This window comes from Nocardioides sediminis (assembly GCF_003047295.1).
GTDB classification, from domain to species: domain Bacteria; phylum Actinomycetota; class Actinomycetes; order Propionibacteriales; family Nocardioidaceae; genus Nocardioides; species Nocardioides sediminis.
In genome coordinates this window covers 186035-206081 of sequence record NZ_PZYZ01000008.1, presented here as the reverse complement: position 1 = coordinate 206081, position 20047 = coordinate 186035, and the positions used below count along the sequence as shown (strand labels likewise).

The 20047-nt window shown below is 69.4% G+C and carries 20 protein-coding genes and 1 riboswitch; of the genes, 9 read left to right on the top strand and 11 right to left on the bottom strand.

Going from position 1 to position 20047, the window contains the following annotated elements; all coding sequences use genetic code 11:
- Positions 1–36 precede the first annotated feature (36 nt).
- Positions 37–315 (top strand): Lrp/AsnC family transcriptional regulator, encoded by a 279-nt coding sequence (locus tag DAI17_RS18245; RefSeq protein ID WP_107774639.1) that lies wholly within the window; start codon positions 37–39, stop codon positions 313–315.
- Between the two features lie 5 nt (positions 316–320).
- Here DAI17_RS18245 and DAI17_RS18240 read toward each other — a convergent pair whose 3' ends face one another.
- Positions 321–2099: a DEDD exonuclease domain-containing protein gene (locus DAI17_RS18240; protein WP_107774638.1), complete on the bottom strand. Its 1779-nt coding sequence runs from the start codon at positions 2097–2099 to the stop codon at positions 321–323.
- A gap of 110 nt (positions 2100–2209) precedes the next feature.
- Here DAI17_RS18240 and DAI17_RS18235 point away from each other — a divergent pair, with 110 nt between their 5' ends.
- From DAI17_RS18235 to DAI17_RS18215, 4 genes are all read left to right on the top strand, one after another.
- Entirely contained in the window at positions 2210–2467 is a 258-nt protein-coding gene (locus DAI17_RS18235) for a hypothetical protein (protein ID WP_107774637.1), read from the top strand.
- Between the two features lie 72 nt (positions 2468–2539).
- Positions 2540–2746 (top strand): hypothetical protein, encoded by a 207-nt coding sequence (locus tag DAI17_RS18230; RefSeq protein ID WP_107774636.1) that lies wholly within the window; start codon positions 2540–2542, stop codon positions 2744–2746.
- A gap of 136 nt (positions 2747–2882) precedes the next feature.
- A riboswitch (cyclic di-AMP (ydaO/yuaA leader) is annotated at positions 2883–3045 on the top strand.
- A gap of 10 nt (positions 3046–3055) precedes the next feature.
- The gene (locus DAI17_RS18225) at positions 3056–4063 is read left to right on the top strand and encodes a C40 family peptidase (RefSeq protein ID WP_107774635.1); all 1008 of its coding nucleotides are present in this window, start codon (positions 3056–3058) and stop codon (positions 4061–4063) included.
- A gap of 37 nt (positions 4064–4100) precedes the next feature.
- Positions 4101–5318 (top strand): hypothetical protein, encoded by a 1218-nt coding sequence (locus DAI17_RS18215; RefSeq protein WP_159081630.1) that lies wholly within the window; start codon positions 4101–4103, stop codon positions 5316–5318.
- A gap of 314 nt (positions 5319–5632) precedes the next feature.
- Here the strand turns inward: DAI17_RS18215 and DAI17_RS21375 are convergent, their stop codons facing one another.
- The 10 genes from DAI17_RS21375 to DAI17_RS18165 form a co-directional block, all read right to left on the bottom strand.
- Positions 5633–5863: a Flp family type IVb pilin gene (locus tag DAI17_RS21375; RefSeq protein WP_199905197.1), complete on the bottom strand. Its 231-nt coding sequence runs from the start codon at positions 5861–5863 to the stop codon at positions 5633–5635.
- On the bottom strand, positions 5860–6036 hold the full coding sequence (locus tag DAI17_RS18205; protein WP_199905196.1) for a Flp family type IVb pilin: 177 nt from the start codon (positions 6034–6036) through the stop codon (positions 5860–5862). The genes DAI17_RS21375 and DAI17_RS18205 overlap by 4 nt, the downstream gene beginning before the upstream one ends.
- Before the next feature lie 274 nt (positions 6037–6310).
- On the bottom strand, positions 6311–6958 hold the full coding sequence (locus tag DAI17_RS18200; RefSeq protein ID WP_107774632.1) for a response regulator transcription factor: 648 nt from the start codon (positions 6956–6958) through the stop codon (positions 6311–6313).
- Complete coding sequence (locus DAI17_RS18195) at positions 6933–8510, bottom strand: sensor histidine kinase (protein ID WP_159081629.1); 1578 nt, start codon at positions 8508–8510, stop codon at positions 6933–6935. The genes DAI17_RS18200 and DAI17_RS18195 overlap by 26 nt, the downstream gene beginning before the upstream one ends.
- Positions 8510–9370 carry a type II secretion system F family protein gene (locus DAI17_RS18190; RefSeq protein WP_159081628.1) on the bottom strand — a complete coding sequence of 287 codons (861 nt, stop codon included), beginning with the start codon at positions 9368–9370 and terminating at the stop codon, positions 8510–8512. Before DAI17_RS18190 ends, DAI17_RS18195 begins: the two co-directional genes overlap by 1 nt.
- Positions 9371–9450: 80 nt before the next feature.
- Positions 9451–11367 carry a type II secretion system F family protein gene (locus tag DAI17_RS18185; protein ID WP_107774629.1) on the bottom strand — a complete coding sequence of 639 codons (1917 nt, stop codon included), beginning with the start codon at positions 11365–11367 and terminating at the stop codon, positions 9451–9453.
- Positions 11364–12857, bottom strand: a complete 1494-nt coding sequence (locus DAI17_RS18180; RefSeq protein ID WP_107774628.1) for a CpaF family protein — start codon at positions 12855–12857, stop codon at positions 11364–11366. Before DAI17_RS18180 ends, DAI17_RS18185 begins: the two co-directional genes overlap by 4 nt.
- Before the next feature lies 1 nt (position 12858).
- Positions 12859–14079, bottom strand: coding sequence for an AAA family ATPase (locus DAI17_RS18175; RefSeq protein WP_107774627.1), 1221 nt, complete (start codon positions 14077–14079; stop codon positions 12859–12861).
- Positions 14076–14849: a Flp pilus assembly protein CpaB gene (gene cpaB / locus DAI17_RS18170; RefSeq protein WP_107774626.1), complete on the bottom strand. Its 774-nt coding sequence runs from the start codon at positions 14847–14849 to the stop codon at positions 14076–14078. The genes DAI17_RS18175 and cpaB overlap by 4 nt, the downstream gene beginning before the upstream one ends.
- 252 nt (positions 14850–15101) lie before the next feature.
- Positions 15102–16898, bottom strand: coding sequence for an AMP-dependent synthetase/ligase (locus DAI17_RS18165; protein ID WP_107774625.1), 1797 nt, complete (start codon positions 16896–16898; stop codon positions 15102–15104).
- Positions 16899–16997: 99 nt separating this feature from the next.
- On the opposite strand from DAI17_RS18165, the gene DAI17_RS18160 reads away from it, so the two are divergent.
- The 4 genes from DAI17_RS18160 to DAI17_RS18150 are packed head-to-tail and all read left to right on the top strand — an operon-like array spanning position 16998 to position 20045.
- Positions 16998–17441: an SRPBCC family protein gene (locus DAI17_RS18160; RefSeq protein ID WP_107774624.1), complete on the top strand. Its 444-nt coding sequence runs from the start codon at positions 16998–17000 to the stop codon at positions 17439–17441.
- A 26-nt stretch (positions 17442–17467) separates the two neighbouring features.
- Complete coding sequence (locus DAI17_RS18155) at positions 17468–18637, top strand: ArsA family ATPase (RefSeq protein ID WP_107774623.1); 1170 nt, start codon at positions 17468–17470, stop codon at positions 18635–18637.
- Positions 18634–19098 carry a hypothetical protein gene (locus tag DAI17_RS21095; protein WP_159081627.1) on the top strand — a complete coding sequence of 155 codons (465 nt, stop codon included), beginning with the start codon at positions 18634–18636 and terminating at the stop codon, positions 19096–19098. The genes DAI17_RS18155 and DAI17_RS21095 overlap by 4 nt, the downstream gene beginning before the upstream one ends.
- Positions 19095–20045, top strand: a complete 951-nt coding sequence (locus DAI17_RS18150; RefSeq protein ID WP_234412588.1) for an ROK family glucokinase — start codon at positions 19095–19097, stop codon at positions 20043–20045. Before DAI17_RS21095 ends, DAI17_RS18150 begins: the two co-directional genes overlap by 4 nt.
- Positions 20046–20047: the final 2 nt, after the last annotated feature.

The window sequence follows — 20047 nt, the reverse complement described above, 5'->3', positions numbered from 1 at the left end:
ATCGGTCAGACCGGTGGCCGGCGCTACGGTGTGCACATGATCACCGCCATCGTGTTCGTGAAGGCCGACGTCGCTCGCATCCCTGAGGTGGGCGAAGCGATCGCCGCCCTCGAGGGCGTCAGCGAGGTCTACTCCGTCACCGGTCAGATCGACCTGATCGCCCTGGTGCGCGTCAGCAAGCACGAGGACGTGGCCGCCGTAGTGGCCGACTCGCTCAACAAGGTCGACGGTGTGACCGCGACCGAGACCCACATCGCCTTCCGCACGTTCTCCCGGCACGACCTCGAGTCCGCCTTCTCGCTCGGGCTCGACTGACGGGCTCAGCGAGCGGGTCGGTGCACCGTCGAGGGCAGGCGCTGCTCGTCGAACGGCACGAGCGAGAGGCGTGACTGGTTGACCGCGTCGTAGAGCGAAAGGTGTCGGGTGGCTCCGCCCACCGGGCAGATCCACTCGCCGTCGACGTCGACGAGCCGGATCCCGGGCGACTCGAGCCAGCGGAGCACCTTCTCGGTCTCCTCGGCGGTCGCGGCCGGCACGGGTCCTGGCGCGTTGCGGACGGTCTCGGCGCTGGCGCGCAGCTCGTCGACGTAGCGGTGCGCGTCCGCGCCCGGGGGGATCACCCCGGCTGCAGCGAGCCGGCCGTGCCGGACGATGTGCACGCTCCAGCGGCCGTCGTCCTCGCGTCGGGCGGCGACCACCTCAGGGCAGCGGGTCAGTGCCGAGAGTCGTTGCGTGCGGGCCGCGGCTCGCACGAAGGTGGCGAGCCGGTCGCGATGGACACCGGCCTCCTCGAAGCGCTCGAGCTCGGCGAGGGAGGACATGCGCCGGTTGATCACCTCGACAACCTCGTCGGGACGGTGCAGCAGGGTGTCGCGCAGCTGCCGGACGACGGCGGCGTACGTCGTGGCGTCGACGCTGCCGTCGCACGGGGACAGGCACCGGCCCATCTCGGCGAGCACGCACGGCGACCGGGAGGGCTCGCGCGCGAGCTTGTCGGAGCACTGCCGGACGGGGAAGGTCTCGTGGAGCGCGGCCAGGCATTTCTCGGCCGTCTTCTTCGACGAGAACGGGCCCAGGTAGTCGGCCTCGTCGTCGAGCACCCGCCGCACGAGGGAGAGGCGCGGCCACGCCTCGCGGGTGAGCTTGACGAAGTGGACCTTCTCCGGGAAGCGGGAGCGTCGGTTGTACTTCGGCTTGTGCTCGGCGATCAGCCGAAGCTCGCGGACCTCGGCCTCCAGCGGTGTCGCGCAGGGGATGCCGGTGACCGACTCCGCCAGTCCGACCATCTCGCCGATGCGGGTGCGGGTCTCCGAGGCGGTGAAGTAGGAGCGGACGCGGCTGCGAAGGTCCTTGGACGTGCCGACGTAGAGCACCCGCTTGCGCTCGTCCTTGAAGAGGTAGACCCCCGGGAGGTGGGGGAGATTCTCGGCGAGGTGACGCTTGCGGCGCTGGGTCTGCGACACCCGGGAGGTGAAGGTGGCGAGCTCCTCGAGGGTGTGCACGCCCTGCCCGCCCAGGCGCTCCATGAGCCCGTGGAGGACGTCGACGGTCGCCCTGGCGTCGGACAGCGCGCGGTGGTTGGGCGTGGTCGAGGCGTTGAAGAGCTGGGCGAGGGAGGAGAGCTTGCAGTTGGGCGCGTCGTCGCGGGTCACCACACGGCGGGCCAGCTTGGCCGTGTCGAGGACCTCGAACCCGGGCCAGGGGTGACCGTGCTCGCTCGCGAAGTGCTTGAGGAAGCCGACGTCGAAGGGCGCGTTGTGCGCGACGAGCACACATCCGGCGGCGAACTCCAGGAAGGCCGGCAGGGCGGACTCGATCGACGGGGCATCGCTCACCATCGAGTTGGTGATGCCGGTGAGCACGGCGATGAACGGCGGGATCTCCGAGCGCGGGTTGACCAGGGTCTGGAACTCGCCGAGAACCTCACCACCGCGGACCTTGACCGCACCGATCTCGGTGATCATCGACCCGGCGGCAGCGGACCCGCCGGTGGTCTCGAGGTCGACGACGCAGAACGTGACGTCGCGCAGCGGCCGTCCCAGCTCGTCGAAGCTGCGCTGGGCCTCCCATCGAGGGGTGGTCGTGGCGGCACTGCTCATGGTGCGGACGCTAGATCGCGGCACCGACAACGGACGGGAGGACGCGCCCCGCGCGTCGGTCACTACGCTGCTGCGGACCGATCTCGACCGTCCGACCCGATGGAGGCACCGTGCCCGCACAGATTCCCGACGCTACGCACCGCTGGCGATGCGGGGGCTGCGGCAACCTGACGCGCTTCGACGTCACCCGCACCCGGCGTACGACGGAGTTCTGGCACTTCGACCTCGCCGGCGACCACGTGGTGGAGGAGGAGACCGTGCGCGGCGAGGACGTCGAGTCCGTGTCGTGTCGCTGGTGCGGACGAGACGACGCGATCGAGGTCGTGGCCCGCAACGAGGCCGGCGTGGACCCGCACCAGCACGGCTGATGAGCACGCGCGACACGCGGTCCGACTCGCCGTCGGACCGCGTTGTCGGTGGCGCCTGTCAGCGTGCGCGCCATGACGACACGCATCGACTGTGACTCCTGTGTGGTCCGCGGCCTGGCCTGCCACGACTGCGTGGTGACCGTGCTGCTGGGTCCCCCTCCCGAGCTGACGCTGGACGACGACGAGCGCGAGGCCCTCGACGTGCTCGCCCAGAGCGGCCTGGTGCCGCCGTTGCGCCTGGTCGAGCCCGTGCCGGGACCGGTGGTCGAGTCGGCCTGAGGTGTGACCGGCGTCACTCCCGCGACACGTTTCATCTCTGTGGACCAGGGATTGGTCGACGCTGGTGGCCGGGTCTAGAGTGTCCGCTGGTGTGCGTGGCAGTGGACCACTCGGGTTCATGCGCACACCGCGTCGAATCCACACACCGCCGGTGCGAGCCGGGGGTGGCAGGAGCCGGGGAACCACTTCCCCACCTGGGGTGAATCGGCCTCGAGGCAGCCACGGCTGTGGAGGGGTCGTAGGGCATGTCGTTGCCCGAACCCGTCAGCTCACCCGGTAGACGTGACGACAACGGAGGACCCCCGCCTCGTGACGCACGACCGGAAGCGACTCGGCAGCGCCCTGCTCGGAATCACGGCGATCGCCGCCATCGGATTCGTCCCCGCCTCCCCGGCCAACGCCGATCCCGACATCTCCGATGTCGAGGAGCGCGTCGACCGTCTCTACCACGAGGCCGAGCAGGCGCAGGAGCGCTACAACGACGCCAAGCTCGACCTCACGGCACTGCGTGACGAGCTCAAGTCCCTGCGCGCCGACGAGCGTCGTCAGGACGTCCGTCTCGAGGCCGTGCGCGAGCAGGTCACCGACTCGGTCCGCCGCCAGTACGAGGGGGAGAGCATCTCCACCGTCGGGCAGGTCGTCGTCGCCGACGACCCGGCCGCGTTCCTCGGCCAGCTGACCACGATGTCGTCCTTCAGCCAGCTGCAGGACACCCTCTTCGCCGACTACTCGACCGAGGTCGAGGCCCTCACCTTGCGTGAGGAGGCCACCGCCGAGCGCGCCGCGGAGATCGCCGAGACGACGGAGCAGCTCGCCGAGGAGAAGGAGGCCGTCGAGTCCAAGCTCGCCGAGGCCAAGGACCTCCTCGCCAGCCTCGAGGAGGAGGAGCGCGAGCGCCTCGAGTCCGCCTCCCGTTCGGCGACGTCCCGCTCGACCACCACCCGCATGCCGGCCTCCGTCCCCGCCTCGGGCCGCGCCGCCGCCGCCGTGAGCTATGCCATGGCGCAGGTCGGCGACGCCTACGTCTACGGCGCGACCGGCGACAACGCCTTCGACTGCTCCGGCCTCACCATGCGCGCGTGGGGTGCGGCCGGCGTTGGCCTCCCGCACTCGTCGAGCGCCCAGTACGGCTCGGGCGCCCGCGTCGCCGCGAGCGCCCTGCAGCCCGGCGACCTCGTCTTCTACTACAGCCCGATCAGCCACGTCGGCATGTACATCGGCAACGGGATGATCGTGCACGCGGCCAACCCGAGCACCGGCGTCCAGGTGACCGGCCTCTACTCGATGCCGTACGTCGGCGCGGTCCGCCCTGGCTGATCGCCCGACCTTGAGGACCGGTCGCCCACGTTGGTGGGTGGCCGGTCTTTCGTCGTTCGTGGGGCTGGTGGTCGTCCTCGCGCTGGTCGTGGGCTCGGGCGATGAGACGCACCGTGCCACTCCCGGCGCACCAGCCGCCGGTGGCCCTCGCCCGGGGGCTGCGGCCGCGACGCTCCACCTGCTGGAGGAGGCCGTCGAGTCGCGCGACGCCGACGCGGCGCGGGCCCTTGCGCCGGCGGACGACCCGGTCGCGGTCGACCTGCTCGGCGCGGTGGCGGGCAACGCCGAGGCCCTCGACGTCGTCGAATTCTCGGCGCGCTACGTCGACGAGACGGGCGCCGTCGCGCCGGACGGCTCCTGGACCGCGGAGGTGGCGATGACCTGGGGCTTCGCGGGCTTCGACCGGGAGCCGGCGAGCACGGAGGTAGCGGTGACCTTCGTCGCTGACGGCGACGACACTGCTATTCGACGGTTCGGTGGGGCCGACGGCCTCGAGCCGTTGTGGCTGCAGGGGCCGCTGGAGGTACGACGCACGGAGCAGGCGCTCGTGATGGTGTCGGCATCGAGGCCGGCTGCGGATCGCGAGGTCGCGACCTACGCGCGCCGCGTTGCTCGCGGCGCCGACGTCGTGCGCAGGGTGCTCCCTGGCTGGCGTCCGTCGGCGGTCGTCGAGGTGCCCGCGTCGGCGGCAGCGCTCGATGCGAGCCTCGGTGCCGTCGAGGGGACGTACGGCGGCATCGCGGCCGTGACCACAACTGCCGACGGGACGGAATCGCCGGACGCGCCCGTGCACGTCTTCGTCAACCCGGACGTCACGCGCGGACTCCGGGGCGCCGGGGCCCAGGTGGTGATGAGCCACGAGCTGGTGCACGTCGCGACGGACGCCGCGACCGGCGTCGTCGACCTGTGGCTGCTGGAGGGCTTCGCCGACTACGTGGCCCTGCGCGACGTGCGGCTACCGCTGACGACCACCGCCGGACGGGCCATCGACCTTGTCCGGCGCGACGGTGTGCCGCGCCGATTGCCGGGGACTACGGAGTTCGACACCCGTGCCGCCGACCTCGAGGCCGCCTATGAGCTCGCGTGGCTGGCCTGCGACACGCTGGCCAACGAGATCGGTGAGCGGGCGCTGGTCGACGTCTACCGGCGAGCTTCGGACGGGACCCCGGTGGCAGCCGCTCTGAAGCGCCACGACGTCACGGTCGACGCGTTGGTCAAGTGGTGGCGGGATCGGCTGGCGTCGTTGGCGTCGTGACGGGCTGGAGGGAGCGACGTACGGCCGCGACGGTCGCCGCCTCGGCGGGTCTGGCCTTCGTGGTCCTCACGATCGTGCTGGCGGTCCTGACCTTCGGAACCTTGCTGTCGAGCTTGGCGCAGTCCGGGATCAGCCAGCAGATCGAGTCGCGGGCGTACGTGGACGCGCTGAAGGCCACCGGGGACCCGGTGGCCTTCGTGGAGGTGCAGTGCACGTGGCGCTGCGATCGATTGCGGATCCCACTCCACCGGCGTGGTCACGACGGTGGTAGGGGAGTCATCCGACGATGCTCGAGCGCGTGGCGCTGGCCGGGTTCAGAGCCCGGCCATCGCTGGAGCGAAGAGTGCTGCCACCTCGTTGCCGAAGATGGCAACGGACCCGGCGATGAAGCCGGCGATCATCGTGCACATGATGGCGTACTCGGTCGAGGTTGCGCCGGCCTCTTCCCTTGAAGCTCGCATCGAGGTCTCGTCTCCGTCGTTGAAGTAGAACGCGAAGGCCGGCGCCGCAGATCGCGACGCCGGCCCCTGGTGATCGCGGATCACGGAAGAGCGTCGACGACTCCCTGGAACATGCCGTCAAGGCCGGTGCCGAGGGCGCCCACGGTAACGATGATGGCGACGGCGATCAGCGCGACCATCAGGCCGTACTCGACGGCGGTGGCGCCCTTCTCCTCGTCGCGACGAGCGGAGAGCATGAGGGTGAGGAACTGGATCATGATGTTTACCCCTGGTTCGAAGAAGTTGGGTCCGATTGTGTCGAGCCCCATGTGGACCCGTCATGAAGAATCTTCGTCGGATCGGCGCCTGGACGGATCGGGTGATCGGCCTTAGGTGGTTAGTTCCTTGTGACTAGATGCCCACCACCCCCTCGCCCGCCCCGGATGGCCCGGCAGGAAGGCAGACCTCCCCTTGAGCCATTGAGCGCTGAAACGATCGAACGTCCGGCCCCCAGTGAGGGCCGGACGTCGGCCGCGCGGGTGACGGGGAACGTCAGAAGCGTTGCGGGGCAAGGTGGTCGAGCAGGCCCATCCGCATGGCGGTCACCAGGGCTTGTGCCCGGTTGGCGGCGCCCAGCTTCTGATAGATGTGGGTGATGTGGGTCTTGGCCGTGGACTCGCTCATGTAGAGCCGTCCAGCGATCTCGCCGGTGCCGAGGCCATCGGCCAAGAGGCTGAGGACCTCCTCCTCGCGACCAGAAAGCCGTGGGGTCGCGGGTGCGGTGGCACGCCGCATCATGGCGGCGCTGAGGCCGGCGCACAGGAACGTCCGGGGAGCCACTGCGGCGTGCTTGGCGGCGCTGATGACCTCGGCGGCCCTGCTGTCCTTGCCGACGAAGCCCGAGGCACCGGCCTCCATGGCGGCGAAGATCTGGTCGTCGCCCGCGTGCATCGTGAGGACGACGACGCCCGCGGTGTCGCTGATTTGGCGGACCGACCGCACGATGTCGAGGCCATGCCCGTCGGGGAGCTGGAGGTCGGTGACGACGACGTCGGGCGCCAGCTCGCCGTACGCCTCGACGGCCTCGGCCACGTTGCCGGCCTGGCCGACGACCTCCATGTCCTGGTCGCGTTCGAATGCCCGAGCCAGCCCTTGCCGGATCAGCTCGTGGTCGTCAACGAGCAGGACTGTGGTGCTCATGTGAGCGCTTCCCTTCGGTCAGAGTGGGCTGCCGGGTTTGGAGCCTGACGACGGTGCCTCCGTCGTCACGGGGCGAGATGTCGAGGTCGGCGCCGATGGCGTCCGCTCGCTCCCTCATCGTCTGGAGGCCCCAGTGCCGGTCTTTGGGGAGCGCGTTGCCGATGCCGTCGTCCTCGATCTCGAGCCGGACGCATGATCCGTCTGACACCAGGGTGACCCAGAGGTTGCGGGCGCGTGCGTGGCGACGGACGTTGTTGATGCCCTCCTGTGCGACGCGCAGGAGCTCGGACTCCATGCGCGACGAAAGGACGGGTCCGGACTCGTCCAGCAGGAGGTGCACCCGGAGGTCGGTGCCGTGCGACACCTCGCGCACGTACTCGGCGAGGGCCCCCGACAGCCGGTGATCGGTCACCTGGTGGCGCAGGTCAAAGATGGAGAACCGCAGCTCGGTCACCACCCGACTGATCTCCGCTCGCAACGTGGCGGCCAACTCGCGGGTCTCTGGCTGGTCGGAAGCCGATTCGATCTCGTCGACGATGTAGCCCAGTGCGACGACCTCCTGTGCCACGCCGTCGTGCATCTCGCGCGCGATCCGGTTGCGCTCCTCTGCTGTTGCCATCAGGCGGACGTCGTCGAACAGCAAGGCCGTGTCCAGTCGCAGGACGAATTCGTCAGCCACAGTTCGGGCACGGGCGCGGAGCTCGTCGGTCCAGCCGGCGTCCCGCACCAAGACGGCGGAGCCTAGACGGTGCGCGCCCCCGTGCAACCAGACTGTCAGCACGGCCGGATCGGGAGAGGCATGCGAACCCGGTGCCGTGGGCATCAAGTCGTCGCCCGCGTGCGACGACAACAGCTCTGGTTGAGGGCTGGGACCGTGGATGAAGACGGCTGAGCGAGTTGCCCCGGTCTCGGTGCGGAGAGCAGTCTCGAGCTCGGCGGCCAGCTGCGCGCTGTCCAAGCCGACCGTGCCGCGGCTCGCCATGCCATGTAGCTGCGAAACGAGCTGGTTCGCAGCGGCAAACGGTGCTTGGCGTGTCTCCAGATCACGCATCGAGCGGGACTGCCAGCTGGCCAACAGTCCGACGCCGATCCCAGTGACGATCCACGGTGCCGCTTCCAGGATGCGCTCGCGCGTTGCGCCGCTGTCAGGCATCACAGTCAACGTGCATATCGTGGTGACACCGGTGACGAAGCCGGCATTGACCGTGGTTACCCACCCGTGCCGAACGCCAGCGACGATCGGCGGAATGGCCACGTAGAGGAGCAAGCTCGGCTGGAGAGGCCCGCTGGCCAGCAGGACGGCGACGAGGAACGCCTCGCCGACCGGGATCCACGGACGACTGTGTGCGGGAGCGTTCCACTCCAGCGCCGAGGACACCGCTGCGATTACGACGAGCGCGGCCAACAACGGCGCGGATTCGGTAGCGGACTCCTCGCCGAGCAGCGTGCCGACGACGAGGGCCAGCGCGAAGGCACGAGCCGCCGTCGTGACCCGCCAGGGGGTGAGCGAGGGAGCTTTAGCACCTCCCTCCGCGTGCGCCCGCGAGCGCATCACGTCTTGCTGAACATCTCGACGATCTGGATGCCTGCGGGCCCCAGGATTACGAGGAAGAGGGAGGGAAGAATGAAGAGCACCAGCGGGATCATCATCCTCACGGGCACCTGCTGCGCCTTCTCCTCAGCGCGCTGCCGTCGCTTGGTGCGCATCTCGTGGCTCTGGATCCGCAGTACACGTCCGATGGGAATGCCGAGGGCGTCCGCTTGCACCATCGCGAGACAGAAGGACTTGAGGTCTGCCAGAGACGTTCTCTCCGCCACGGCTCGCATCGCCTCGGGGCGTCCCACCCCGATCTGCATCTCCTGGAGCAGACGCGCAAACTCCTGGGCAAGCGGGCCACTCGTGTTGCGAGCGACCCGTGCCACCGCCGCGTCGAAGCCCAGACCTGCCTCGACCGAGACGGTGAGCAGGTCGATGGCGTCCGGAAGGGCGTTCCGCATGATCGTCTCGCGCTTCTGCCCGGCGTTGTAGAGCAGGATGTTGGGTAACACGTAACCGAACGCCGACAGCAGCGCGGTGGCTACCACGACGCGATAGAGGGGCCACCCGAAGCCGAGGAGGTAGAGGAAGCCAAGTAATCCAAGCACGGCTAGGCCGAGGACTTTGAGCCCGATGAGGCGATTGACGTCCCAGGCTGGCGGGTTGCCGGCGATGTCGAGCCGGTACTGAAGCTTCTGAGCCGTGTCGGCGCGCGCCAGCCGACGCCCGGTGTTGACGAGCCTGTCGCCGAGCGGCCCAAGGATGCGCTCGGCGAACGGTCGCTCCAGTTCGTCCTTCAAGCTGCTGGGTGCCGAGTCCAGAGCCTTGATGGCCGCCACTGACCGGGCCACGCCACGGCGCTCACTGGTCGCCACGCCGATAAGGGAAAGGGACAACGTGATTGCCGTGAATAGAAGCGCGGCACCGAGCAAGAGGAGTGTTGTGCTTGACATCGTCACACCTTCACCTTCGCCAGTCGGGACATCGCGAAGCCGCCGATCGCGAGAAGAACACAGGCCGCCGCGAGAAGTATGTATCCGAGCACGGTGGTGTAGAGGACCCGGACGTAATCGCGGTTGACGAAGTACATGTACAACAGGATCAGTGGTGGAAGACCTGTGAGGATGTAGCCGGAGAGACGACCTTCGGCGCTGAGCGCCTTCACCTGGCGACGCAGGTACTCACGTTCGCGCAGCGTCTCGGCCACGGTGTTGAGGATCTCAGCTAGGTTGCCGCCGACCTCACGCTGGATTCGTATCGCCATGACGACCCAACCGAAGTCTTCGCTGTCCATCCGGTGCCCCACTCCCTCGAGGGCATCCGTGATATCGATCCCCAGTCGCTGCTCGACGAGGGCACGGCGCAGCTCACCGGCCATCGGCTCGTGTCCTTCACGCACAACGCTGTCGACTGCCTGGGGGAGGGACAGACCCGCCTGGAGACCACCCGCCATGAGACCCAAGGTCTGTGCGAGCTGTGCATTGAACGCATTGAGACGACGCCGGTGCCGCCACTTCAGGTACAACCAGGGCAACAGCGCTCCGAGGAGAAGCAGCATGACAGCCATCGGTGGCCCGCTCATGACGAAACCCACCGCTGTGGAACCAACGGCAATCGCCGCGTGCAGCAGGATCCACTCCGAGGCCGTGAGTGCCGAGCCGGCCCCGTTCAAGCGCTGGGAGATCCTGGTCTCCAAGTCCTCGTTGACCACCTTGGACGTGATCGCGACCGCTGACTCCTTGAGGTCCGTCGAGCCGGACCTGGCTGCGCGCCGGGTTCCGCCGCCGCCGGGGGCGCTGTCGAAGTAGGCGTCGAGGCGCCGCTCTGCCGCCGACTTTCGGCCGGGCCGCGACAGTACGGTGACCAGCAGGCCGAGAAGGCCCAAGAAGAGGGAGAGCGCTCCGGCGAGCATCATCGGCCTGCTCACCAGAGCGGTGCCGTGGTCCACGACCTGCGGGAGGGACGTGCCGCCGGACTCCAAGGTGACAAACGCGGAGTCGACGTACGACGCATCGTCGCCCTGTGCGTTGACGGTGATGGTCGCCTCGCCCGTGACGTCGGCAGGGGACGGGAACGTCAGGAGCAGCTGCCGGCTCAGGGCGTCGGCCTGAGCGGTGAAGACCGAGGAGAGTGCGGCGGGGTCGGCCGGGATGACCGTACCGCCCGTGTCCTCGGACAGACGCCCGAGAACCGCTGCCTCCCGAGCCGTCCCGAGCGAAACGGTGTCGACGATCACGCCGTCCTGGAGAGCGTCGTTGATGGCCACGTTGAGAGTGGTGTCGCTGCTGGTGTCCGCACCGTCGGAGAGGACCAGCAGGGACCGTGATCCCTCGTCCCCGACCAGCTTCACGCCTGCTCGAACAGCATCGTAGACGCTGGTACCGCGTCGAAGCTCGACTGCGTCGAGGGCCGTTGCCAGCGACTCGTGGTCGGTGGTGGGATCGATGATCTGGACGACGTTCTGCGCGAAGGTCACGAGGCCGATGGACACGTCGTCGGGGGCGGTGTCCAGGTAGGTCCGGAACGCCTGGGTGGCCGCGTCGAACTTGCCGTCCTTGCCCATGCTGAGGCTGGCGTCCAGGACGATGACGCTCGTCCGCTCGACCCGGCCGCTGTCGGCCGACGTGACCTCGGCGTCGACGTCCCTGCCGTCGACCTCGACGGACACCCGCTCAGGATCAACGGTCCCGCTGTTCGGGATGCCGTCCACCGAGAGGACCACCGACACGCTGCCATCGGCGCTCTCCACGTGGTCGATGCTGATCTCGTCGGCGGCGTGCGCCGGCGAACCGCTCGACACGAGAGCGGCACAGACGACGAGACCGGCCGCGACGACCCGGGCGCGCCGTCGCGCGGAGTGGTAGGCCTTCATCGCAGCGAGCCTCCGGTGGCGAAGATCGCAGGGTCGACGTGGACGCCGTGGTCGTTGAGACGCTCGAGGAAGCGTGGCCGCAGTCCCATCGACTTGAGCCCGCCCTTGAACTTGCCGTTCTCGTCCATCCCCGCGGCGTAGTCGAAGAGGAAGACATCCTGCGTGGTGATGATGTCGCCCTCCATGCCGACGATCTCGGTGATCGCGGTGATCCGGCGGGTACCGTCCTTGAGACGGGTCTGCTGGATGATCAGGTCGACGGCGCTCGACACCTGCTCGCGGATGGCGCGAACGGGCAGGTCCATGCCCGCCATCAGCACCATGGTCTCGAGGCGAGCCAGGGCGTCGCGCGGCGTGTTGGCGTGCAGGGTCGAGATGGACCCGTCGTGGCCCGTGTTCATCGCCTGGAGCATGTCAAGCGCGGCGGCGTCACGGATCTCGCCGACGACGATCCGGTCGGGCCGCATGCGCAGCGAGTTCTTGACGAGGTCGCGGATCGTGACGGCGCCCTTGCCCTCGATGTTGGCGGGACGCGACTCGAGCCGGAGGACGTGATCCTGGTGCAGCCGGAGCTCCGCGGCGTCCTCGATGGTCACGATGCGCTCGTCGTGGGGGATGAACGACGACAGCACGTTGAGGGTCGTCGTCTTGCCGGCACCGGTGCCGCCGGAGACCAGGATGTTGAGTCGTCCCCGGACGCACGCCTCGAGCAGGTTGGCCGACGGACGGGTGAGGGTGTTGAAGCCGATCAGGTCTTCGACGGTGTAGGGATCCTCGGAGAACTTGCGGATGGTGAGCTTGGAGCCGTCCAGTGCGAGCGGCGGGATGATCGCGTTGACGCGGCTGCCGTCGGGGAGCCGCGCATCCACCATCGGGCTCGTCTCGTCGACGCGACGGCCGATCTTGCTCACGATCTTGTCGATCGTGCGCCTCAGGTGCGCCTCGTCGGCGAACGCCGCATCGGTCTTGACCAGCTTGCCGCTCTGCTCGATGTAGATGCTGTCGAAGGCGTTGACCATGACCTCGGACAGCTCCGGGTCGCGCAGGAGTGGCTCCAGCGGGCCGTAACCCAGGATGTCGTCGGCGATCTCCTGCGAGACGCGGGCTCGGTCGGCACTCGACATCGGCTGGTCGGTCTCGGCCAACGCGGTCTGCAGGGCGAAGTGCACCTGCTGCTCGAGCTCGGACTGGGTCATGTGGGCGTCGTAGAGCTTGGGGCCCAGCGTCTCCACGAGTCGTGCGTGGACGATGCGCTTCACGTCACCGAACGGGTCGCGGCCCGCGACCCGCTTGCCGGTCCCTGCGGAGGTGCGAGCGGTCAGGGAGGTGCCGCCCGGACCCCCACCCGCGGGGCTCTTCGGAGTCTCCGGCGACTCGGAGGCCCCCGGAGCTTCCGGAATAGCGGGGGTGTTGGACGGGGCCGAGGGCAGGTCCTCGAGGCCTCCGACGCGGGATCGCTGCACAGCTGCGAGACGGTCGGCGAGACTCATGTCATGCCCTCCTCAGGCGACGTCGGGCGCCTTTGCGGCCCGATGCAGATTCGGCTGGAGCGAACGTGGTGGCGAAGTCGACGATGGCCTTGCTGTTGGGGTGACCGGGGTAGGCCTTGACAAGCGCCTCGCCGCGGTTGACGGCGGCGAGCACCTCGCGGCTCGACACCAGGGTCGCGTCGGCCTTGAGACCGAGGGTGGACTCGAACTCGCCCACGGTCAGGCCGACCTTGCCGTCGGCCCGGTTGAGCACGAACTTCCAGCTGCCCCGGCCGAAGTTGAGCAGGTCCAGTGTCCCGGTCGCCAGCTTAAGTGCCTTGAGGGCCGGGATGTCCAACGTGCCGACCAGGACGATGGAGTCGGTCCGGTCTAGCGCGGTGAGGGCGTTGTCGTCGAAGACCCCGGAGGTGTCCACCACGACGAAGTCGAACATCCCCTTGAGGGTCTCGATCATGAGGCCGACATCGGTGGCGGCGGCGTGGTCCGGCGAGTCGAGCCGGACGGGTGCGGCCATCAGCGACAGCCGCTCCGAGGCCTTCGTCAGGATGGTGGACAGGGCCTCCGCATCGATCTGGCCGCCGAAGGCGACGAGGTCGTTGATGGTGCGGGTGGGGCTGAGCTGGAGCATGATCGCCACGTCGCCGCTGTTGACGTCGAGGTCGACCAGGCAGACGCGGTGGCCGAGGTCGCTCAGTGCGACGCCGAGGTTGGTGGCCACGAGACTCTTGCCGACTCCGCCCTTGGTGGAGAAGACGGTGATCACCTTGCCCTGCGGAGCATCGGCAGCGGCTTGCGCGGCGGCTTGCGCCGCCGCGACCTCGGCCTTGGCGGCCTCGGCGGCCGCCCGGGCCTCGTCCTCGAGCGTCTGCGAGATCTCCTTGGCCACGCTGCGGGCCCGGTGGACGGCCGTCGTCAGACCGGCGAGGTCACGGGCCTCGACGACCTCCCGCATCCCGCTGCGCAGCGCGACGGAGAGCGTTTCGCTGTCCACACCATGGCGCAGGAGGATGACACCGAGGTCGGGCCGGCTGCTCCGGGCTCCTTGGGCGAACTGCGTCGCCTCTTCGATGGGGACGGAGGGACCGAGCACGACCGCGAACTCGTGCGGGCTGCTGTCGAGGTGGGACTTCAGCTCGTCCATGCTGGTCGTGGCCGTGGAGCCGTGCAGCATCGCGTTCATGATGCCCAGCTGCCCGACGTCGGGCTCCAGGATGGTGGTCACTGGATGCCCTTGAAGGCTCCGGGCATGATGTCGGCGGCCCGAACGCCGGCGCCGTCGGCCACCTGCGAGTCGCCATTGAGGAGGGCGAACGAGATGTCGCCGTTGCGCGAGGCGAAGATGAGCTTCTCCGCCTGCTTCTGGTCCACGGCGACGGTGAGAATGGTGCGCGCGACCTGCTCGGTCTCTTCGCCGTCCTCGCTCTTGGTCGTCTTGGCGGCGATGCTGGTGGTGCCGACCCCCACGACCTCCACCTTGGGCAGGAGGAGCCCCGTGTACTGCGGGAGCTTCTGCTCCTTACCGTCCGGCCTGTAGAGCACCGGGTCGGCGGAGACGAAGATCGCCACCTCGGACCCCGGGTTGACGAAGCCGGCCACCCGCTCGGGGTCGGTCAGCTCGACCGAGACGGCCAGCTTGTCGTCGGGGATGACGAGGGTGCCGGCGTCGCCGAGGTTGCCGAACTTCTTGGCCAGGATCTGCTCGCCGGGGTAGATCGTGCCGATCGCCACCAGGTCGGAGATGGAGCTCGTGGAGGAGAGGGCGCCCTCGACGAGGTCCGCGCGGCGGACCTCGGTCTTCGCGAACTTGCCTGCTTCCTGGGCTGCAGCGACGTCCTCGCCGGCGTCGATGACGTCGGTGGCCTGGAGCACCTCGACGAGCTCCTGGTCCGCCGTCGCCCGGGCGTCGATGCCCTGGACGTAGAGGACAATGAGCGAGGTGCCGACCAGGGCGATGAGGACGGCGACGATGAGGAGCAGTGAACGACGGGCCATGAGGCGATCCTTCGCAGAGCAGTGACCGGGAGTTCTGGGAGTGCTCAGGTGTGGTGCCCTGTGGGAAAGGCCCAGATCCCGTCCCGATGCGCGAATCTAGGCACAGGGCGACCGGGGCGTGGGCTAAACCGAACAAACCGCCCAGAGGTGGCCCGGACACCACCCGATGTGACTACTCCGTGGCCGTGTCGAGTAGTCCCTGCGAATCTGATCCATGCACGTGGTATGGAGCAGCTGTATGGAGGACCCGTCTCAGGAGAGGTAGAGGGCTTCGACGTCCTCGCGGAACTCCCTCATCACGACGTTGCGCTTGAGCTTGAGGCTCGGGGTCAGGTGCCCGCCCTCCTCGGTCCACTCATCCGTGAGGATCGTGAACTTGCGGATGGCCTCGGCCTTGGAGACCGCCTTGTTGGCGTCCTCGACCGCCGCCTCGATCGCCGCGTTGAGGTCGGGGTCGTCGACGAGCTGCTCGAGGCTGCCGGACTTGCCGTGGGTCTCGGCCCAGGCGGGGAAGGACTCCCGGTCGATGGTGACGAGGGCGGCGATGAACGGCTGGCCGTCGCCGACGACCATGCACTGGTCGATGAGGAGGTGCGCTCGGAGTCGGTCCTCCAGGACCGCGGGCGCGACGTTCTTGCCGCCGGCCGTCACCAGGATCTCCTTCTTGCGCCCGGTGATGCGCACGAAGCCCTCGTCGTCGACCTCGCCGACGTCGCCGGTGTGGAACCAGCCGTCGCGGGTGAGCGCCTCGGCGGTGGCCTCCTCGTTGTGCCAGTAGCCCGCGAAGACCTGCCCGCCGCGGAAGAGCAGCTCGCCGTCGTCGGCCACCCGCACCGACGTGCCCGGGATGGGACGACCGACGGTGCCGACCTTCTGCGCGTCCGGCAGGTTGACGGTGACGGCCGCGGTCGTCTCGGTCAGGCCGTAACCCTCGAGGACGGTCACCCCGATGCCGCGGTAGAAGTGGCCTAGCCGGTCGCCGAGCGGGGCGCCGCCGGAGACGGCGTACTGGCAGTGACCGCCGAGGGCGGTGCGCAGCTTGCCGTAGACGAGCCGGTCGAAGAGGGCGTGCTGGGCCTTGACGCGCAACGGCACCCGGCCGGCGTCCTGCGCGCGCGACCACGCGATGGCGGTCTCCGCTGCGTGGTCGAAGATCCGGCCGCGACCGTCGGCGGTGGCGCGCTGGGAGGCGGTGTTGAACACCTTCTCGAAGACCCGCGGGACGGCCAGGATGAACGTCGGCTGGAAGACGTCGAGATCGGCCAGCAGGTTCTTGATGTCCGCGCTGTGGCCGAGGCGGACCCGCTTCTTGATCGCGCCGACCTGGATGATCCGCGCGAAGACGTGCGCGAGCGGGAGGAACAGCAGGGTCGAGGCGCCCTCGGTCTCGAACAGCCGGTCGAGCTCCTCGACCGCGACACCGAGCTCGAACATGAAGTTGCCGTGGGTGAGCATGCAGCCCTTGGGGCGGCCGGTCGTACCGCTGGTGTAGATCAGGGTGGCCAGGTCGAGGGGGGTGGCCGACGTGCGCCGCTCCTCGAGGGCTTTGTCGGAGATGTCCTGCCCCAGACGTCGCAGCACGTCCACGGCGTTGTCGTTGATCGACCAGACGTGGTTGAGGTCGTCGCCCGCGCCGGCCTGCCGCGCTTCGGCGATCCGGGCGAGGTGCTCCTTGCCCTCGGCGACGACCGCTCGCGCGCCCGAGTCGGCCAGGATCCAGCGGACCTGCTCGGCCGAGGAGGTCTCGTAAACCGGAACCGTCACCGCACCCGCGAACCAGATGGCGTAGTCGAACAGCGTCCACTCGTAGCGGGTCTTGGAGATGAGCGCGACCCGGTCACCTGACTCGATGCCGGCGGCCATCAGGCCCTTGGCCACGGCGCTGACCTCGGTGAGGAACTCCGCAGCCGTGACGTCGGTCCACACGTCGTCGACCTTGCGGCTGAACACCACGGTGTCGCCGGCCTCGCGGGCGTTGGCGACGACGTCGTCGGTCAGGTTGCCCGTGGCGGGGATCTCGGTGTTCAGGGGCGTGGAGAACTCACGCACGTCGGCCTCCTCAAGCGCGGTCGTGCGGGCAGGTTATCGCTGGCCCTCGGGACGGGTCGGCGCGGTCCCGGCGGAGCGCCGATCCGATAGGGTCGCGGCATGGCCGAGCAGACCACTTCGTCGATCGTCGTCGATGCCCCTCCGGCGAACGTGATGGCGGTGATCGCCGACTTCGAGTCCTACCCGTCGTGGGCCAAGGGCGTGAGGACCGCGAGCGTGGTCGAGCCCGACCCGCTCGGCGGTGACCGGGCCGAGCAGGTCTACTTCGAGCTCGACGTCTCGCCGATCAAGGACGAGTACACCCTCGCCTACGACTGGGACGGCGACCGCGAGGTCACCTGGACCCTGGTCGAGGGCAAGATGCTCAAGGCGCTCGACGGCGCCTACGAGCTCCGCGACCTCGGCAACGGCTCGACCGAGGTGACCTACCGCCTCGCGCTGGACGTGTCGATCCCGCTGATCGGCATGCTGAAGCGCAAGGGCGAGAAGATCCTCATCGACACGGCCCTCAAGGGGCTGAAGAAGCGCGTCGAGACGCGCTGAGCGCGCCTCCGCCTCGAACCACCACGGTGCGCATCCTCCTCTTCACCGGCAAGGGCGGCGTCGGCAAGTCCACGGTCGCGGCCGGTACGGCGGCCCTCGCCGCCGCAACCGGCCAGCGGACCCTCGTGCTGTCCACCGACGCGGCCCACTCGCTCGCCGACGCCTTCGGGGTCCGGATCGGCGCCGAGCCGACGCAGGTCGCCCCCGGCCTCCACGTGCAGCAGGTCGATGCGCAGCTGCGCTTCGAGCAGTCGTGGGCGGAGATCCAGGGCTACCTCCTCAGCGTCCTCGACGTCGCCGGCGTCGACCCGGTGGCCGCCGAGGAGCTAGCCGTCATCCCTGGCGCCGAGGAGGTCCTCGCCCTGCTCGAGCTGCGACTGCACGCGCTGTCGGGGGAGTGGGACGTCATCGTCGTCGACTGCGCACCGACTGCCGAGACGCTGCGGCTGCTGGCGCTGCCGGAAGCGCTGGGCTGGTACATGGAGCGGGTCTTCCCCGTCCAGCGCCGCATCGTCAAGGCGCTGCGACCGGTCCTGACCCGCGCGGCCGGGGCCCCGATGCCCCGGGACACCATCTTCGACGCGCTCCAGCGGCTCCACGACGAGCTCGACGAGGTGCACGCGTTGCTCACCGGCCCGGAGTCGAGCGTCCGGGTGGTGCTCACCCCCGAGTCGGTCGTGCTCGCGGAAGCGCGCCGGTCGCTGACGATGCTGTCGCTCTTCGGCTACCGGGTGGACGGCGTCGTCGTCAACCGGATCTTCCCCGATGCTGACGCCGACGAGTGGCGTGCCGGGTGGGTCCGCGCCCAGGCAGCCGTACTCGACGAGGTGGCCGAGTCCTTCGCAGGGATGCCGCTGTGGCGCTCGCTCTACAGGGGCGTCGAGCCCGTCGGGGTCGACGCCCTGCGCAGCCTCGCAGCCGAGGTGTACGACGAGAGCGACCCGCTCGCCGTACCGTCCGGCAAGGGGCCGTTCTCGGTCAGTCGCACGTCCACCGGTCCGCTCCTCGGACTGACCCTGCCGCACGTGACGCGCGACGAGGTCGACCTCGCCCGACACGGCGACGAGCTGGTCGTCTCGGTCGGGTCGTATCGTCGGCTCCTGACCCTGCCGCCGGGACTGGCCCGGCACCGGGTCGCCGGCGCCCGCGTGCAGGACGGTGTGCTGCAGGTGAGGTTCGAGGAGGAGACGGCGTGACAGGGCAGGACGGAGACCGCTCGGGCGGAGACTCGGGTGGGCCCGAGGTGGGCTCGCTCGCCGAGGAGACCGCCAAGCTGCTCGGTGCGCTGTCCGGGTGGGCCCGCGAGCACGGTGCCGAGGCCGGCCACGGAGCCAGCGGGCTCGCCGACCACCTCGTGGACCAGGTGTCCGCGGCTGCCCATCAGCTCGACGAGCACCTCGCGACCGGCTCGGCCGAGTGCACGGTGTGCCCGATCTGCCGGACCGTGCACACCGTCCGCCAGCTGAGCCCGGAGGTCAGGGCGCACCTCGCCGTGGCAGCGTCCTCGCTGGTGCAGGCCGCCGCCGGGGTCCTGGCGACGGTCGTGCCCGACACCGACACCGACCGTCCCGCCGGGAAGCAGGGCGGCACCGGGCGTCGTACCGAACCTGTGGAGAAGATCGTCCTCGACGAGGACTGGCCCGAGGAGGACTCGTGAGCACCAACGGACTGGCCTGCGGCATCGATGTGGGCGGCACCAAGATCGCCGGAGGTGTCGTCGACACCGAGGGCAAGATCCTGGAGGAGCTCAAGGTCGAGTCCCCGGCCGAGGACGTGGAGGCCATCGAGCGGGCCATCGCCGGGCTGGTCAACGAGCTGAGCTCCCGCCACGACGTCACGTGCGTGGGCGTCGGCGCGGCCGGCTATGTCTCCAGCTCGCGGTCCACCGTCTACTTCGCGCCCAACCTGGCCTGGCGCGACATCGACCTCAAGGCCGAGCTCGAGCAGCACATCGACCTCCCGGTCGTGATCGAGAACGACGCCAACGCCGCGGCGTGGGGCGAGTTCACCTTCGGCGCCGGCAAGGACGTCGACGACTTCCTGCTGGTCACCGTAGGCACGGGCGTCGGGGGCGGCATCGTCCTCGACGGCAAGCTGCACCGGGGCGCCTTCGGTGTCGCGGCGGAGATCGGCCACATGCGCGTGGTCCCCGGGGGCGTCATGTGCGGCTGCGGCAACCGTGGCTGCCTGGAGTCCTACGGCTCCGGTACGGCGCTGGTGCGCGCCACTCGCGAGGCGGCGGAGGGGCGCTCGCTGCTGGCTCGCGACCTCATTGATCGGGCCGGGGGAGACCCCGCCGCGATCGACGGCCCGCTCATCACGGCTGCCGCCCAGGACGGCGACCCCTTTGCGATCGACCAGCTCGCCGACCTCGGCACCTGGCTCGGCGAGGGCATCGCATCGCTCGCGGCCGTGCTCGACCCCGCGAAGGTCGCCATCGGCGGCGGCGTCAGTGAAGCGGGTGACCTGCTGATCGAGCCCATCCGGGCCGCCTTCAAGCGTCAGCTCACCGGCCGGGGACACCGGCCGGTGGCGGACATCGTGCTGGCCGAGCTGGGCAACAAGGCCGGGCTCATCGGGGCGGCGGACCTCGCCCGCCGCTGAGG